General features: G+C 71.6%; 17 protein-coding genes. 14 read left to right on the plus strand and 3 right to left on the minus strand.

What is annotated here, in order from left to right:
- Positions 1-116: 116 nt before the first annotated feature.
- From ACWDR3_RS26500 to ACWDR3_RS26540, 9 genes are all read left to right on the plus strand, one after another.
- The gene (locus ACWDR3_RS26500) at positions 117-965 is read left to right on the plus strand and encodes a ribonuclease BN (protein ID WP_450355075.1); all 849 of its coding nucleotides are present in this window, start codon (positions 117-119) and stop codon (positions 963-965) included.
- Between the two features lie 79 nt (positions 966-1044).
- Complete coding sequence (locus ACWDR3_RS26505; protein ID WP_450355076.1) at positions 1045-1878, plus strand: DUF1206 domain-containing protein; 834 nt, start codon at positions 1045-1047, stop codon at positions 1876-1878.
- 60 nt (positions 1879-1938) lie between these two features.
- Positions 1939-2226 carry a hypothetical protein gene (locus tag ACWDR3_RS26510; RefSeq protein ID WP_450355077.1) on the plus strand — a complete coding sequence of 96 codons (288 nt, stop codon included), beginning with the start codon at positions 1939-1941 and terminating at the stop codon, positions 2224-2226.
- 388 nt (positions 2227-2614) lie between these two features.
- Entirely contained in the window at positions 2615-4744 is a 2130-nt protein-coding gene (locus tag ACWDR3_RS26515; protein ID WP_450355078.1) for an ATP-binding protein, read from the plus strand.
- Positions 4745-4812: 68 nt separating this feature from the next.
- A complete protein-coding gene (locus ACWDR3_RS26520) occupies positions 4813-5247 on the plus strand; it encodes a roadblock/LC7 domain-containing protein (RefSeq protein WP_124002046.1) in 435 nt (144 codons plus the stop codon).
- A 2-nt stretch (positions 5248-5249) separates the two neighbouring features.
- The gene (locus ACWDR3_RS26525; protein ID WP_124002318.1) at positions 5250-5621 is read left to right on the plus strand and encodes a DUF742 domain-containing protein; all 372 of its coding nucleotides are present in this window, start codon (positions 5250-5252) and stop codon (positions 5619-5621) included.
- Positions 5599-6198 carry a GTP-binding protein gene (locus ACWDR3_RS26530; protein ID WP_450355079.1) on the plus strand — a complete coding sequence of 200 codons (600 nt, stop codon included), beginning with the start codon at positions 5599-5601 and terminating at the stop codon, positions 6196-6198. Before ACWDR3_RS26525 ends, ACWDR3_RS26530 begins: the two co-directional genes overlap by 23 nt.
- Before the next feature lie 61 nt (positions 6199-6259).
- Complete coding sequence (locus ACWDR3_RS26535) at positions 6260-6841, plus strand: GAF domain-containing protein (protein ID WP_450355080.1); 582 nt, start codon at positions 6260-6262, stop codon at positions 6839-6841.
- 55 nt (positions 6842-6896) lie between these two features.
- Positions 6897-7490, plus strand: coding sequence for a TetR/AcrR family transcriptional regulator (locus tag ACWDR3_RS26540; RefSeq protein ID WP_450355081.1), 594 nt, complete (start codon positions 6897-6899; stop codon positions 7488-7490).
- A 16-nt stretch (positions 7491-7506) separates the two neighbouring features.
- Here ACWDR3_RS26540 and ACWDR3_RS26545 read toward each other — a convergent pair whose 3' ends face one another.
- From ACWDR3_RS26545 to ACWDR3_RS26555, 3 genes are read right to left on the minus strand one after another with little or no spacing between them, the layout of a single operon-like run.
- Positions 7507-8112, minus strand: coding sequence for a GOLPH3/VPS74 family protein (locus tag ACWDR3_RS26545; RefSeq protein WP_450355082.1), 606 nt, complete (start codon positions 8110-8112; stop codon positions 7507-7509).
- A 13-nt stretch (positions 8113-8125) separates the two neighbouring features.
- Entirely contained in the window at positions 8126-9382 is a 1257-nt protein-coding gene (locus tag ACWDR3_RS26550; protein ID WP_450355083.1) for a YbfB/YjiJ family MFS transporter, read from the minus strand.
- The gene (locus tag ACWDR3_RS26555; protein WP_450355084.1) at positions 9379-9681 is read right to left on the minus strand and encodes a muconolactone Delta-isomerase family protein; all 303 of its coding nucleotides are present in this window, start codon (positions 9679-9681) and stop codon (positions 9379-9381) included. The genes ACWDR3_RS26550 and ACWDR3_RS26555 overlap by 4 nt, the downstream gene beginning before the upstream one ends.
- Positions 9682-9819: 138 nt before the next feature.
- Here ACWDR3_RS26555 and ACWDR3_RS26560 point away from each other — a divergent pair, with 138 nt between their 5' ends.
- The 5 genes from ACWDR3_RS26560 to ACWDR3_RS26580 form a co-directional block, all read left to right on the plus strand.
- Positions 9820-10749 carry a LysR family transcriptional regulator gene (locus ACWDR3_RS26560; RefSeq protein ID WP_450355085.1) on the plus strand — a complete coding sequence of 310 codons (930 nt, stop codon included), beginning with the start codon at positions 9820-9822 and terminating at the stop codon, positions 10747-10749.
- A 205-nt stretch (positions 10750-10954) separates the two neighbouring features.
- A complete protein-coding gene (locus ACWDR3_RS26565) occupies positions 10955-11674 on the plus strand; it encodes an SDR family NAD(P)-dependent oxidoreductase (protein ID WP_450355086.1) in 720 nt (239 codons plus the stop codon).
- A gap of 67 nt (positions 11675-11741) precedes the next feature.
- A complete protein-coding gene (locus tag ACWDR3_RS26570) occupies positions 11742-12116 on the plus strand; it encodes a YybH family protein (RefSeq protein ID WP_450355087.1) in 375 nt (124 codons plus the stop codon).
- A gap of 152 nt (positions 12117-12268) precedes the next feature.
- A complete protein-coding gene (gene tdh, locus ACWDR3_RS26575) occupies positions 12269-13297 on the plus strand; it encodes an L-threonine 3-dehydrogenase (RefSeq protein WP_450355088.1) in 1029 nt (342 codons plus the stop codon).
- 56 nt (positions 13298-13353) lie between these two features.
- The coding region (locus ACWDR3_RS26580; RefSeq protein WP_450355089.1) for an aminotransferase class I/II-fold pyridoxal phosphate-dependent enzyme at positions 13354-13828 on the plus strand (475 nt) is incomplete at its 3' end.

Here is a 13828-nt window from a genome sequence, read left to right on the forward strand (position 1 = left end):
GAGGCGGGGCGGAGGGGCCTCGGCTCGACCGACGCTCCGGCTTGATCGGCACTACGGTGAAAATCGGGGTCGCCGACGGGGCGCATGGCCCTGCGTTTGTGTGATAGTCGACCTCCATGCCGAAGAAGTCTCCCGAGGCCGCGGACAGCCCGTCCGCGTCGGTACGACTGCGCCAGGTGCTGCGCGACTCACCGGTCGAGCGTGGCTGGCTGCGCGGCCAGGAGATCGAACTGGCCTCCCGGTCGATGGGTTTCGCGGCGCTCGGATTCCTCACGCTGGTGCCCCTGCTGGTCGTCGTCTCCGCGGCCGATCCGGAACACGGGCGGGGCTTCGCGCAGTGGCTCGCGGACGGGCTGGGTGTGTCGGGGGAGGCCCGGGAGCAGGTCGCGCAGCTGTTCGCGCGCCCCGGTCAGGTGCTGCAGACCACGACCGCCTTCGGCCTCGCCGCGCTCGCCGTCTTCGGCCTGAGTTTCGGGGCGGCGGTACAGACCGGCTACGAGAAGATCTGGGAACTGCCCTCGGCCCGCTGGTACGCCAGATGGCGCCAGGTGCTCTGGCTCGCCGTGCTCATCGGCACCCTCTACCTCACCGCCACCACCACGCTGTGGCGTCACTCGGCGGCCGGCACGCTGGCCGCGACGCTGAGCGCCGTCGTGTTCTTCGGCTGGTCGCAACGGATGCTGCTGGGCGGGCGGATCGCCTGGAGCGCGGTGCTTCCCGGCGCGGCGCTGACGGCGCTGGGGCTGCTCGGTCTCCGCATCTTCTCCCGGCTCGTCTTCTCCCCGCTCATCGCGTCCAGTGCCGTCACCTACGGCCCCTTCGGCACCGCCCTGGTCGTCCAGTCCTGGCTGGTCGGGGTGGGTGTCGTCGTCTACGGCGGTGCGCTGGCCGGGCGTCTGGTGCACGAGGAACTCCCGCGCGTGGCACAGGCCCTGAGACCGCGGACGTGGCGACGGCGCCCCTGACGCATGCATCAGAATCCCCGGCCAGGGCACTCGACGGCGGTGGACGCGACCGTGCGGCCACGGAATGGGGAGGGCAATCGTGACGTCGTCGCACACGCAGGGGCGCGGCCGGGCCGCGAAGTCCGCGGCCCGTTCCACCAAGAACGAGACGCTGACCGCGGCGGGCCGGGCGGGCTTCTCCGCGCGCGGAGTCGTATACGTACTGATCGGGGCGCTGTCCATCCGGATCGCCGTCGGCAGCGGCGGCGGCCAGGCGGACCGGCAGGGGGCGTTGCACGAGATCGCGACGAAGCCCTTCGGCGAGGTGATGCTCTGGGCGCTGGTCGTCGGCTTCGGCGCCATGGCGCTGTGGCGCGCCTCCCGCGCGGTCCTCAGCAAAGGGCCCGACCACAAGGCCGCTTCGCGTGCGCTGGACGGCGGCCGGGCGGTCTTCTACGCCTTCGTCTGCTGGGGAACGGCCGTGTACGCCTCCGGCGGCGGTCAGGGCTCCAGCAGCAACGAGCAGTCGCAGGACTGGACGGCATCCGCGCTCAAACTGCCCTTCGGCCAGGTGCTGGTGGGTGCCGCGGGCTGTCTGCTGATCGGCATCGGCGTGGTGCTCGCCGCCCGGGCGGCCATGCGGAAATTCCTGCGCAGGCTGGACACCGGCAGCATGAGCCGTCGTACGAAGCAGGTCGTCACCGTGCTGGGAGTGGGCGGCGGTGTGGCACGTGGCGTGGTGTTCGCCGCGGCGGGGATCTTCATCCTGGTGGCGGCCGTTCAGTTCGACCCGGACGAGGCCAAGGGTGTGGACGCCACGCTCCGTAGCTTCGCCCAGACACCGGCGGGACCGTGGCTCCTGGTCGCCGTCGCGATCGGCCTGATCCTGTTCGGCGTCTTCTCGTTCGCCTCGGCTCGGTACCGCCGCCTGTGAATCCGCGGCCCGAGCGGGCCGGCGAGGTTTCAACTCCCTTGACGGGGCCAGTCGGTGTACATGTCCAGACGCTACGGAGGAAGCCCCGCGGGGACGGTCATCGCCGTCGTCGCGGACATCGCGGCACTGATTCTGATCCTGTGGATCGCCTTCTACCTGTTCGACGCCAACAAAGCCAACGACGTGGTCTCGTGGATCCACGACGCGGCGAACTGGCTGTCGGGCTGGTCCCACAACCTCTTCTCCATCGACTCGGACAACTGGCGCACGGTGGTCAACTACGGACTGCCCGCCCTCGTCTACCTGTTCATCGGTCACGCGGTGGCCGGGCGGACCCGCCGCGCCTAGCCTTCGAACACGCTCAGTAATGTTCGGGGGGTGACCGGCGGTGGCCTCGGAGCGCCCGAAACGGTTCCCCGGAGTCCGTGAACGAGCAGAAAGCGATACCCGGCGAGAGGTGGGGGAGCGGTCGCCCCGGATTCTCGCCGGCTTTCGCGTGACTGCTTCTGAACAGCTCTGATCGATCCTTCGCCGCATTTGTGCACGCGCTCTCCGGGATTATCGGTCTACCGTGCGACGCCTCATACCAGAGCGGGACCCTCGCCGTGGGACTTTGTCAACTGCCCACCGCACATGAAGCGTTGCCGACTACTGTCGGTGTCCGTTGCGCGACGGCGCATGCCCGAGCCGCGCAGCCCGCGCCCCTGGCACCCGACGGATCAGTACGAGGACACCGATGTCTCACCTCCGCGCACCGGCCGCACGCGCAGACCGCCGCGAGGGCGGACGGCACGGGCGGCCGGTCTCCCACACCGCTCCCGCACTCCCGGAGACGCACATACGGCCGCAGTTACTGCGGCTCGCCGTGCTCCCGCCCCTCGCGGTCGCCCTCAGCGCGTGCGCGGCCGTCCTGTTCACCGTCCGCTCCACCGGCGCCCAGACCGGGATCACCCTGTGGGGCGTGCTGGCCGGAGCCACCGGGGTCGCCCTCACCGGCATCCTGATCGCCGCAGTGGCCGCCGACCGGGCCGCGAAGTCCGTGCACGACCGCATCGCCGCGCTGCGCCGCAGCAGCGCCCGCGGCGAGGCCGAGCTGCGCGCCCTGGTCGAGGCGTTGCGCCGGGGCGAGACCCTGCCCCAGCGCAGGCCGCACGGCGCTCCCGCCGACGACGCCGACGACTTCGAACTGCTCGCCGCCGACCTGGCCCGCGCACACGAGGGAGCCGTCGGCGCCGTCGTCCAGGCTGCCCAGCTCTCCAGCCAGGCGGGCAGCGAACAGAAGCTGGAGGTCTTCGTCAACCTCGCCCGGCGCCTGCAGTCGCTGGTGCACCGGGAGATCTCGATCCTCGACGAGCTGGAGAACGAGATCGAGGACCCCGACCTGCTCAAGGGCCTCTTCCACGTCGACCACCTCGCCACCCGCATCCGCCGCCACGCGGAGAACCTCGCCGTGCTCGGCGGCGCCAACTCCCGCCGCCAGTGGAGCCATCCCGTCTCCATGACCGAGGTGCTGCGCTCCGCCATCGCCGAGGTCGAGCAGTACTCCCGGGTCAAACTCGTGCCGCCCATCGACGGCACCCTGCGCGGCCACGCCGTCGCCGACGTCATCCACCTGCTGGCCGAACTCGTCGAGAACGCCACCGTGTTCTCCGCCCCGCACACCCAAGTCCTGCTGCGCGCCAACCTCGTGACCTCCGGGCTCGCCGTCGAGGTCGAGGACCGCGGGCTCGGCATGCCCGTCGGCGAGCAGAAGAAGATGAACGCCCTGCTCGCCGACCCCGACCAGGTCAACGTGGCGAGCCTGCTGTCGGACGGCCGGATCGGCCTGTTCGTGGTCTCGCAGCTCGCCAAGCGCCACGGCATCCACGTCCGGCTCCAGACCAACATCTACGGCGGAGTGCAGGCCGTACTCGTCGTGCCGCAGGGCCTGTTGGGCGGCGCGCCCGGTGCGCCCGGAGTCTCCGCACCGCAGCCCCAGGGCGCGCCCGGACCGGCCCTCGCGCAACAGCCGCCTCAGCAACACGCGCACCCGCAGGCGCCGTCCGGTCCCACGGCGGGCGGTCCCGCGACCGCCGGGCGGCACGCCGAACCCCTGCCCTCCGCACCGCGACAGCCCCGGCACCGGGAGGGCGCACGGCCGACGGCTCCGCCACCGAACGGCAGCATGCCCGGCACCGACCTGTCCGGCGCCGGCATCTCCCACGGCGCCGCCCTCAACGGCCGTACCACGAACGGGCATTCCGTCAACGGCGGCGGACCGCCACCCCTCCCCGTGCGCGGCGCCCACGAGGAGCGGCCCACCCCGGCGGAGGCCGTGCCCGGCATCGGGGCCGACGACCGGCGGCTCGTCGCGGACCGCGTCGCCTCGCCGCCCACGCCCCGCACCGGACCCGTCCGCGGCACCATGGGCAAGCCCCAACTGCCCAGGCGCCGGGCGCAGGAACACATGGTTCCGGAACTGCGCGACGGCCCCGCGCCACGTCTGGACTCCGAGCACGTGGCCGGCCACGACCCCGGTCTGATGGCCGCCTTCCAGCGCGGTATCGGCCTGGCGGAGGCCCAACAGACCCTGGAGGCCGAGCAGTCGGAGGCCGAGCACAGGGGGCCGGAGCGCAGGGCGTCCGCGGACTTCATGGAACCGGCCTTCGGCGAGTCACCGCACACGTCCGGTGCGCTCTCCATGGACGTACCACCCATGGACGTATCACCGGTGTCGCTGCCGCCCATCGACCTGGCGCCCAGGGACCTCGCGCCCCTGGACGTGAGCCCCATGGACCCGGCCCACATAGCCCAGGCGCGCCCCGCGTCCGCGCGGGGTGCCGAGCACCCGACCATCCGGCACGACGGGAGCGCGCCGGCCGGATGACCACCCCCCGTTCCACCCCCACACCCAGCGCTCCCGCAGACCTTCGTACCCCAAGGAGTCGATCCACCATGGCGAGCGATGCGCCCACCGGCCATGCATCCGATCTCGACTGGCTGATGAGCGGTCTCGTGCAGCGCGTACCGCACACGACCAGTGCGGTACTGCTGTCCTGCGACGGGCTCGTGAAGTCGGTTCACGGCCTCGACGCGGACAGTGCCGACCACATGGCCGCGCTGGCCTCGGGGCTGTACTCCCTCGGCCGCAGCGCCGGAGTCCGGTTCGGCGACGGCGGGGACGTCCGCCAGGTCGTCGTCGAGCTCGACTCGACCCTGCTGTTCGTGACCACGGCCGGATCCGGCACGTGTCTCGCCGTCCTCGCGGGACGCGAGGCCGACGCGGCCGTGCTCGGCTACGAGATGGCGATGCTGGTCAAGAGCGTGCGCCCCTACCTGGCGACCGCGCCGAGGCAGCACGCCGTCGAACCCCCGGCGATGAGGCCTTGAGCGTGGCGGCGGCCGGCGACGGGCCCTGGCTCGACGACGCGGCCGGTCGGCTGGTGCGCCCCTTCACCGTCAGCAACGGCCGCACCCGGCCCACCATCGCCCTCGACCTGCTGTCGCAGGTGATGGCCACCGGAGCCACCCCCCTCGGCTATCTCGGCCCCGAGCACGCGCAGGCGCTCGACCTGTGCCGCGCGCCCGTCCCGGTGGCCGAGGTCGCCGCCCATCTGAAGCTGCCGGCGGTGGTCACCAAGGTGCTGCTGTCGGACCTCGTCGACTGCGGGGCGCTGACCACCAAGCCCCCCGTGTTCCACGAATTTCCCACTGACCGGGCCCTACTGGAGGCAGTGCTCGATGGACTACGACGACAGCTCTGACCCGTTCCCGACCGCACTGAAGATCCTTGTCGCGGGCGGGTTCGGGGTGGGCAAGACGACCTTCGTCGGCGCGGTGAGCGAGATCGCGCCGCTCAGCACGGAGGAACTGCTCACCACGGTCAGCGCCGCGACCGACAGCCTCGACGGGATCGAGAACAAGATCGAGACCACCGTGGCCATGGACTTCGGCCGCATCACCCTCGACCCCGAACACGTCCTGTATCTGTTCGGCACCCCCGGACAGGAGCGGTTCTGGTTCATGTGGGACGAACTCTCCGAGGGTGCGCTCGGCGCGGTCATCCTCGCCGACACCCGCCGCCTGGAGGAGTGCTTCGCGGCGGTCGACTTCTTCGAACAGCGCGGCCTCGGCTTCGTCGTCGCGATCAACGAGTTCGACGGCGCCTACCGCTACGACCCCGAGGAGGTCCGTGCCGCCATAGACCTGTCGCCGGAGATCCCGATCGTCCAGTGCGACGCGCGGATCTCCAGCTCAGGCGTCCAGACCCTGCTGACCCTCGTACGCCACCTCATCAACCACGCGCCCACGCACGCGCCGATCCACGGCGTCCCCAGGTGATACCGCCACGCCCGCCACGGAGCCCTCACATGAACCACGTCCACCGCGACGGAGCCCGCCCATGAGGTACGACCCGGTGCGCCCCGCCGGTCGTCTGCTGCTCACCCCCGAGGACAAGGAGGCGCCCGCCCGGACCGAGCGACTGCGCCGGCTCGGTCTCGGCGAGCAGCCGGATCCGGCCCTGGACGCCTACGCGGACCGGCTCGCCCAGCACATCGCGGCGCCGTACGCCATGGTCAACTTCATCGACGAGCGGCGGCAGTTCTTCGCCGGCCTGCACCTCCCGGCGGTCCGGCCGCCCGTGCCCGAGGGCGACGAGGAGAAGCCGGAGCTGGGCCGTCACCTTGAGCGCGACCACGGTTTCTGCCCCCATGTGGTGGTCCGGCGCAAGGCGCTGGTCCTGGAGGACGTGTGCGACTACCCGCGGTTCGCCGGCAACCCGGTCGTCGACGAGTTCGGCATCCGCTCCTATCTGGGCGCACCGCTCATCGACAGCACGGGGATGGTGCTCGGCACGGTGTGCGTGGTGGACGTGGAGCCGCGGCCCTGGGGGAAGCCGGGCCTGGAGACCATAAAGGCGACGGCGGCGGATCTGGTGGCCCGGCTGGAGCGCCGCGAGGCGGACGGCCTGCCCACCCTGTGAGCACCGGCGTCCGGTTTCTAGCCGACCGGTCTAGTACCTACGTACACTCGAAGCCGTGGGACGGACCAGTGATGCCAGGGAGAAGATCCTCGGGGCCGCGCGCACGCTCATCGAGGGCCGCGGGTACTCGGCGCTCGGCGTGGCCGAGATCTGCAAGGCGGCCGGGGTGCCGAAGGGGAGCTTCTACTACTTCTTCGAGTCCAAGGAAGCCCTCGCCCTCGCCGTCGTGGACGAGCACTGGGCGGGCCAGCACCGGGACTGGACCCGGATCCTGGGCGGCGGCGATGAACCGCTGCGCCGGCTGCGGCAGTTGTTCGAGGAGACCGAGGCCGGGCAGCGCGCGGTGCAGCAGGGTTGCGGCACCGTCTCGGGCTGTCTGTTCGGGAATCTGACCCTGGAGCTGAGCAACCAGACGGAGCCCGTCCGCGCCCGCCTGCAGGAGATCTTCGACGCACAGGTCGACATGGTCGAGGCCGTCGTCGCCGAGGCCCGCGAGCGCGGGGACGTGGCCGTCACCGACCCGCACCAGGCGGCCCGGGCCGTGGTGGCCCAGCTGGAGGGCCAGGTGATGTTCGCCAAGCTGTACAACAGCACGGAGCGTCTGAGCCCCCTGTGGCAGAACTGCCTGGCCCTGCTGGGCGCCCACTGACACCCGCTGACGACCTCTACATGCCGCGCCAGATGTTGTCGTAGGCCGCGTCCGTGATCTGCTTGCGCTGCCGCACCGCCTCCAGCTCCATCACCGCGTCCCCGACGGCCGCCAGCACCGCGGTGACCGCGTCCTCGGTGATGTCCTCGGAGTCCTCGGCGGGCTCGTCGCCGAAGCCGGCGGCGGAGGCCAGGGTGACGAGGACGGGCTCGCCCGCGGTCCAGCGCTCCTCGGCGCGGCGCCGGTCGGGCGAGTCGACCAGTTCGGTGGGCACGGCCCGCAGCGGATTGCGCAGCCCGCGGGGCTTCGCGGTCAGCCCCTCCTTCTCCAGCTCCGTCACATAGGCCGCGGACAGCCCCCGCCCCCGGCGCCACAGCCAGTCCTCCACCGACTCGTACGGCTCCTGCCGTACGAGCTGCTCGGCGGCCTCGTTCAGCAGGCGGTCGCCCGTCTTCGACCCGGTGCCGGGCACGAGACGGTCGCCGTCGACCGCGACGGCGCCCGCGTCGAGGAGGTCGAGCACCTCGGCCCCGGCGAGCGCGAGCGACAGGTCCCCCCGCTCCAGCGGATGGTCGGGTGCCGTGTCGATGGCGACGATGACGAGGTCCCGGGCGGTGTTCATGAGTGACTCCAGGTCAGTCGGGCGGGTGCGGGGCGACGACATCGGGGCCGGCTGCCTCGGATCGATCGTCCCGCGTCGATTCTCGCCGCCGATCGGGCATCGTGTGGCGTACTACGACCATGTGGTGCGGGAAGCCGATCCGCAGCACGGCGGCGGCCCCTGCCGCGGCGAGCACCACCAGGGCGCCGAGCAGCAGGGCGGACCGGTAGCCGTGCCCGAGCAGCGGGGACACCACCAGCGGGCCGAGGATCTGGCCCACCGAGTAGCCCGCGGTCAGCAGCGCGACCGAGCGGGGGAACCGCAGCTCGGCGCCGGTGGCCAGGGCGAGCGTGCTGACACCGAGGAAGGTCGCGCCGAACAGCACCGCCGAGACCAGTGCGGCTCCCACCCCGCCGACCAGCGCGGGCAGCGCGATGCCGACCGCCTGGATCACCAGCGCGGCCAGCAGCAGATCGGGCCGTGACCAGCGCCGCCCGAGCCGCGCCCACAGCGCCGATGACGGTACGGCGGCCAGCCCCACCAGCACCCAGGCACCGCTGCCGATCCAGCCGGGGGAGCCCTGCGCGATCGCGGCGACCAGGAAGGTGCCCGCGACGATGTAGCCGACGCCCTCCAGCGCGTAGCTGACGAACAGCGCGCCGAACCAGCGGTGCGTGCGGGTCGCCTTCGCCTCGGAGCGCGGGGCGGCCTCGGGCGGCCGCAGATTCCACGCACCCGCGGCGAACAGGGCCGCGAGCGCGGCCGCGGCCCACCAGGCAGCCCGCCAGTCGGCGACCGACCGCAGGACCAGGACCAGCACGCCGGAGAGCGCGATGCCGGTGCCCACCCCGCCGAACGCCCAGCCCGGCAGGTGGGCCGGATGGTCCCGCAGCTGACTCAGGAGCGCGTTCACCGCGATCACGAAGACCAGGGCGCTCGCCACCCCGGCCAGCAACCGCAGCACGCCCCACACGGCGGGGCTGTGGGTGACCGGCATCGCGGCGAGCGTGCCGGTCAGCAGGAGCAGCGAGCCGCGCAGGACCGCGCGTGACCGGACCAGCGCCGGGGCCAGGGTGCCCGCGAGCGCGCCGATGAGATAGCCGACGTAGTTGGCGGTCGCCAGGTTCGCGCCGGCGCTTGCCGACAGGCCCGCCTGGGTGTGCATCAGGGGCAGGATCGGCGTGTAGACGAAGCGGCCGACGCCCATCGCGGCCGCGAGCGCGGTGGCGGTCCGCAGGACGTGGGGCCAGGGGGAGGGGAGGCCGACGGGCGGGAGAGCCGGTGCCGTCATCGCGTGCTGTCGGCCCGGCCCGGGTCGTTGGGGTGGGATTCGAGCGGGGTGACGACGAACGTCATCCACGCGTGCAACGGCAGCGTACCCAGCACCTTCTCGTACAGCTCCGTCTCGTCGGCGGCCCGCCACACACCGACACTGCGCCGCTCGCCCACCGGACGCCACAGCCGCGCAAGATGCCCGGTCGCCGCCAGCTCCTTCGCCCGGACCGCCTCGGCGGCACGGCGTGCGGCGACCTCCTCCTGAGGGGTGCCCTCCGGCACGGTCGTGGTGATCTCGACCAGGAACTCACGCATGGCGTCTCTCCGTTCGGGCGGTGTCCGCGGTCCTGAGCCGCAGGGCCGGCATACGTTCATCCTGGGCCCGGCACCGGCCCGGCGCCACGACGGGCTTCCTCACTGCTGGTAGACACAGGCTCCCAGTGGCCGCGTAGCATGACGGGCGTGGAGCTGCGCCAGTTGCGGTACTTCGTCGCCGTCGCCGAGGAGCTGAACTTCGGCCGGGCCGCCGAGCGGCTGTTGATCGCCGGGCCCTCGCTCTCCCAGCAGATCAAGGCGCTCGAACGGGACCTGGGTGTGCGGCTGTTCGACCGGGACCGCCGGTCCGTCTCCCTCACCCCGGCGGGCGCCGCCCTCCTTCCGCACACCCGCGACCTCCTGGAACGGGCCGAGGACCTCAAGCACCGGGCCGGCCGCCTCTCGGACTCCGAGTCGGTACGGCTCGGCTACGTCAACTGGCTCCCGCCGGACCTGATGCGGCGTACCGCCTCGGTGGCCCGGGTGCACATCGACGCCTGGGTCGCCCCCTCCCACACCCAGGCCGCCCGGGTCGCCGACGGCAGCCTGGACCTCGCGGTGTGCTGGGTCCGCACCGAGGACATCAAGCGGCTCGGGCTGAGCGCCCGGCTGATCGGCGCCGACCGGCTCTACGCCGTGTCCACCGGCACCGACACGGCGGACGTGTCCGCCCGGGACACCGACGTCCTCGTCGACGACGACATCACCTCCTGGGCGTCCTGGAACGTGTACGCCGAAGAGCTCACGCGGACCACGGGGGCCCGTGCGGTGCGCATCTCCGACGGGGCGATCACCGGCCCGGCGTTCTTCGAGCATGTCCGCCGCTGCAGCCGTCCGGTCGTCAACTCGCCCAAGGGGCAGACGAATCCGCTGCCGCCGGACCTGGTCCGACGCGAGATCGTCGGGCCGAAGGTGTACTGGACGTGGTCGGTGGTCCGGCGCGAGAACGAGCAGCGCGAAGGGGTGCTCGCGGTGGTCGAGGCCCTGTGCGAGGGCGTCGGCGACCTCGGCATCCATGCCCCGGACGCGTGGCTGCCCGCCGACGATCCGTACGCGCTGCCCGACTGACCGGACACGCCGTCCGGCTGATGCCCCGCGCTCTTCCGCTGCCCGCACGCGCTCTCCGGCTGATCCGCGCTGGGAGTCTGTGCCTCCCAGGCGGGAGGAAAAGGGTCCTGAGCTGGGCCTTCCGGATGCCGGTGGTCCGCTCTAGCTTCTAAATAGTCGACCGGTCGTCTAGTGGATCGGTCCCACTGTTTCGGAGGAGAGCACCATGAGCACCAGCACTCAGGACCAGAAGGTCGCGATCATCACCGGCGCCTCGCAGGGCATCGGCGCCGCCCTCGTCGAGGGCTACCGCAAGCTCGGGTACGCGGTCGTCGCCACCTCGCGCACGATCGAGCCCGTCGACGACGCCGACGTCCTCACCGTCCAGGGCGACATCGCAGAGCCGGCCACCGCCGAGCGCGTGATCGCCGCCGCCCTCGACCGGTTCGGCCGGGTCGACACCGTCGTGAACAATGCCGGCGTCTTCGTCGCCAAGCCCTTCACCGACTACACGCTCGAGGACTACGCGGTCGTGGCCGGCATCAACCTGTCCGGCTTCTTCCACCTCACCCAGCTCGCCGTCCCGCACCTGCTCGCCCAGGGTGGCGGCCACATCGTCAACGTCACCACCAGCCTGGTCGACAACGCGGACGCCCGAGTGCCGTCCGTACTCGCCTCGTTGACCAAGGGCGGCCTGCAGTCCGCCACCAAGTCCCTCGCCATCGAGTACGCGACCCGCGGCATCCGCGTCAACGCCGTCTCGCCCGGCACCATCAAGACCCCCATGCACTCCGCGGAGACCCACGACTTCCTCGCGGCCCTGCACCCCGTCGGCCGGATGGGTGAAGTCAGCGATGTGGTCGACGCCGTGCTCTACCTGGAGGCGGCCCCGTACGTCACGGGCGAGATCCTGCACGTCGACGGCGGGATGAGCGCGGGTCACTGAGGCGCGGGTCGGTAAGACACCAGTCACCAGTCAACCGGTCACCGGTCACTGAGAAAGGTCCACGGACATGCACAGCACCAACGACGACGAACCGATCCTGCGCGGTGTCCTCGACGCCTGGAAGGCGGCCGTCGACGCCCACGAACCGGAGGACGTGGCCCGGCTCTTCACCGAGGACGCGATCTTCCAGGGGCTGCACCCCTACGGAGTGGGCCGACCGGGTGTCGCCGAGTACTACGCCTCCCAGCCCCTCGGGATGAAGGCCGCCTACCGGATCCTGGAGACCCGGCGGTACGCCGACGATCTCGTACTCGGCTATCTGGACACGCAGTTCACCTTCACCGACCGGCCGCCGGTCGACGTCAAGCTCGCCGTGCTGGTGAGGCGGCTGGGGGACGGCTGGTACATCGCGCACTATCAGGTCTCGCGGCTGGACGGGTGACAGGTGTGAAGAAGAGCTGCGGCACCGCTTAAGAAATCCTCGATGGACCCGGGCGCTCCGGTGGGGCAGATTTGCAGCAGAATCCACTCTCCCCCGGAACGGGCTCGTTCGGCATGCCCACGCCCGGGACCTCACCCACAGGAGCCGTTGCGTTGAAGGCGCTGGTCAAGGAGAAGGCGGAGCCCGGGCTCGCGCTCGTGGACGTCCCCGAGCCCGCCGTCGGACCCGGCGACGTACTGATCAAGGTGCTGCGCACCGGCATCTGCGGCACCGATCTGCACATCCGGTCCTGGGACGGCTGGGCGCAGCAGGCGATCCGCACCCCGCTCGTGATCGGGCACGAGTTCGTCGGCGAGGTCGTCGAGACGGGTCCGGGCGTCACCGACATCGCCGTCGGCGCCCGGGTCAGCGGTGAGGGCCACCTGGTGTGCGGCAAGTGCCGCAACTGCCTCGCCGGGCGCCGTCACCTGTGCCGGGCCACGGTCGGGCTCGGCGTCGGCCGGGACGGGGCTTTCGCGGAGTACGTCGTCCTGCCCGCGTCCAACGTGTGGGTGCACCGCGTCCCCGTGGACCTCGACGTCGCCGCGATCTTCGACCCGTTCGGCAACGCCGTGCACACCGCCCTGTCCTTCCCGCTGGTCGGCGAGGACGTCCTGATCACCGGCGCCGGACCGATCGGCCTGATGGCGGCGGCCGTCGCCCGGCACGCCGGCGCGCGCAATGTGATGATCACCGACGTCAGCGAGGAACGCCTCGACCTGGCCCGCAAGATCGGCGCGAGCCTCGCCCTGAACGTCTCCGACGCGTCGATCGCCGACGGACAGCGGGAGTTGGGCCTGCGCGAGGGCTTCGACATCGGCCTGGAGATGTCCGGCCGCCCCGAGGCCATGCGCGACATGATCGCCAACATGACGCACGGCGGCCGTATCGCCATGCTCGGCCTGCCGTCCGAGGAGTTCCCGGTCGACTGGGCGCGGATCGTCACCTCGATGATCACCATCAAGGGCATCTACGGTCGTGAGATGTACGAGACCTGGTACGCGATGTCGGTGCTTCTGGAGGGCGGCCTCGACCTCACCCCCGTGATCACCGGCCGGTACGGCTACCGCGACTTCGAGGCGGCGTTCGCCGACGCGGCCAGCGGTCGCGGCGGCAAAGTCATCCTCGACTGGACCGCGTGACTCCGCGCCGAGCGCGCAACTCCCCTTCGGCTACGGCATTCTCAGGAGCTTCCCCCATGTTCGACTCCGTGCGCGACGACCTCCGCACCACCCTCGACGAGATCCGCGCCGCCGGTCTGCACAAGCCCGAGCGCGTGATCGGCAGCCCGCAGTCCGCGACCGTGAACGTCACCGCGGGCGGCCGCCCCGGCGAGGTCCTCAACTTCTGCGCCAACAACTACCTCGGCCTCGCCGACCACCCCGAGGTCGTCGCCGCCGCCCACGAGGCGCTTGACCGCTGGGGCTACGGCATGGCGTCCGTGCGCTTCATCTGCGGTACGCAGGAGGTGCACAAGGAGCTGGAGGCGCGCCTTTCCGCCTTCCTCGGCCAGGAGGACACGATCCTCTACTCCTCCTGCTTCGACGCCAACGGCGGTGTCTTCGAGACGCTGCTCGGCGTCGCCCGCCAGCTGCTGCAACCCCAGTTCGCCGGCTCGGCGGAGGCCGATCTCCGCGCGTCGATGGGCAGTTGGTACGACATCGTCGGCCCCG

The organism is Streptomyces sp. NPDC001002, from assembly GCF_053599215.1.

What these genes read in the sequence shown, in the direction of transcription:
- ACWDR3_RS26520 (WP_124002046.1), top strand. Translation starts at nt 4,813, where the DNA reads ATGGCGAGCGATGCGCCCACCGGCCATGCATCCGATCTCGACTGGCTG.
- ACWDR3_RS26535 (WP_450355080.1), top strand. Translation starts at nt 6,260, where the DNA reads ATGAGGTACGACCCGGTGCGCCCCGCCGGTCGTCTGCTGCTCACCCCC.
- ACWDR3_RS26510 (WP_450355077.1), top strand. Translation starts at nt 1,939, where the DNA reads ATGTCCAGACGCTACGGAGGAAGCCCCGCGGGGACGGTCATCGCCGTC.
- ACWDR3_RS26560 (WP_450355085.1), top strand. Translation starts at nt 9,820, where the DNA reads ATGACGGGCGTGGAGCTGCGCCAGTTGCGGTACTTCGTCGCCGTCGCC.
- ACWDR3_RS26545 (WP_450355082.1), bottom strand. Translation starts at nt 8,112, where the DNA reads ATGAACACCGCCCGGGACCTCGTCATCGTCGCCATCGACACGGCACCC.
- ACWDR3_RS26500 (WP_450355075.1), top strand. Translation starts at nt 117, where the DNA reads ATGCCGAAGAAGTCTCCCGAGGCCGCGGACAGCCCGTCCGCGTCGGTA.
- ACWDR3_RS26550 (WP_450355083.1), bottom strand. Translation starts at nt 9,382, where the DNA reads ATGACGGCACCGGCTCTCCCGCCCGTCGGCCTCCCCTCCCCCTGGCCC.
- ACWDR3_RS26515 (WP_450355078.1), top strand. Translation starts at nt 2,615, where the DNA reads ATGTCTCACCTCCGCGCACCGGCCGCACGCGCAGACCGCCGCGAGGGC.
- ACWDR3_RS26570 (WP_450355087.1), top strand. Translation starts at nt 11,742, where the DNA reads ATGCACAGCACCAACGACGACGAACCGATCCTGCGCGGTGTCCTCGAC.
- ACWDR3_RS26565 (WP_450355086.1), top strand. Translation starts at nt 10,955, where the DNA reads ATGAGCACCAGCACTCAGGACCAGAAGGTCGCGATCATCACCGGCGCC.
- ACWDR3_RS26530 (WP_450355079.1), top strand. Translation starts at nt 5,599, where the DNA reads ATGGACTACGACGACAGCTCTGACCCGTTCCCGACCGCACTGAAGATC.
- ACWDR3_RS26555 (WP_450355084.1), bottom strand. Translation starts at nt 9,681, where the DNA reads ATGCGTGAGTTCCTGGTCGAGATCACCACGACCGTGCCGGAGGGCACC.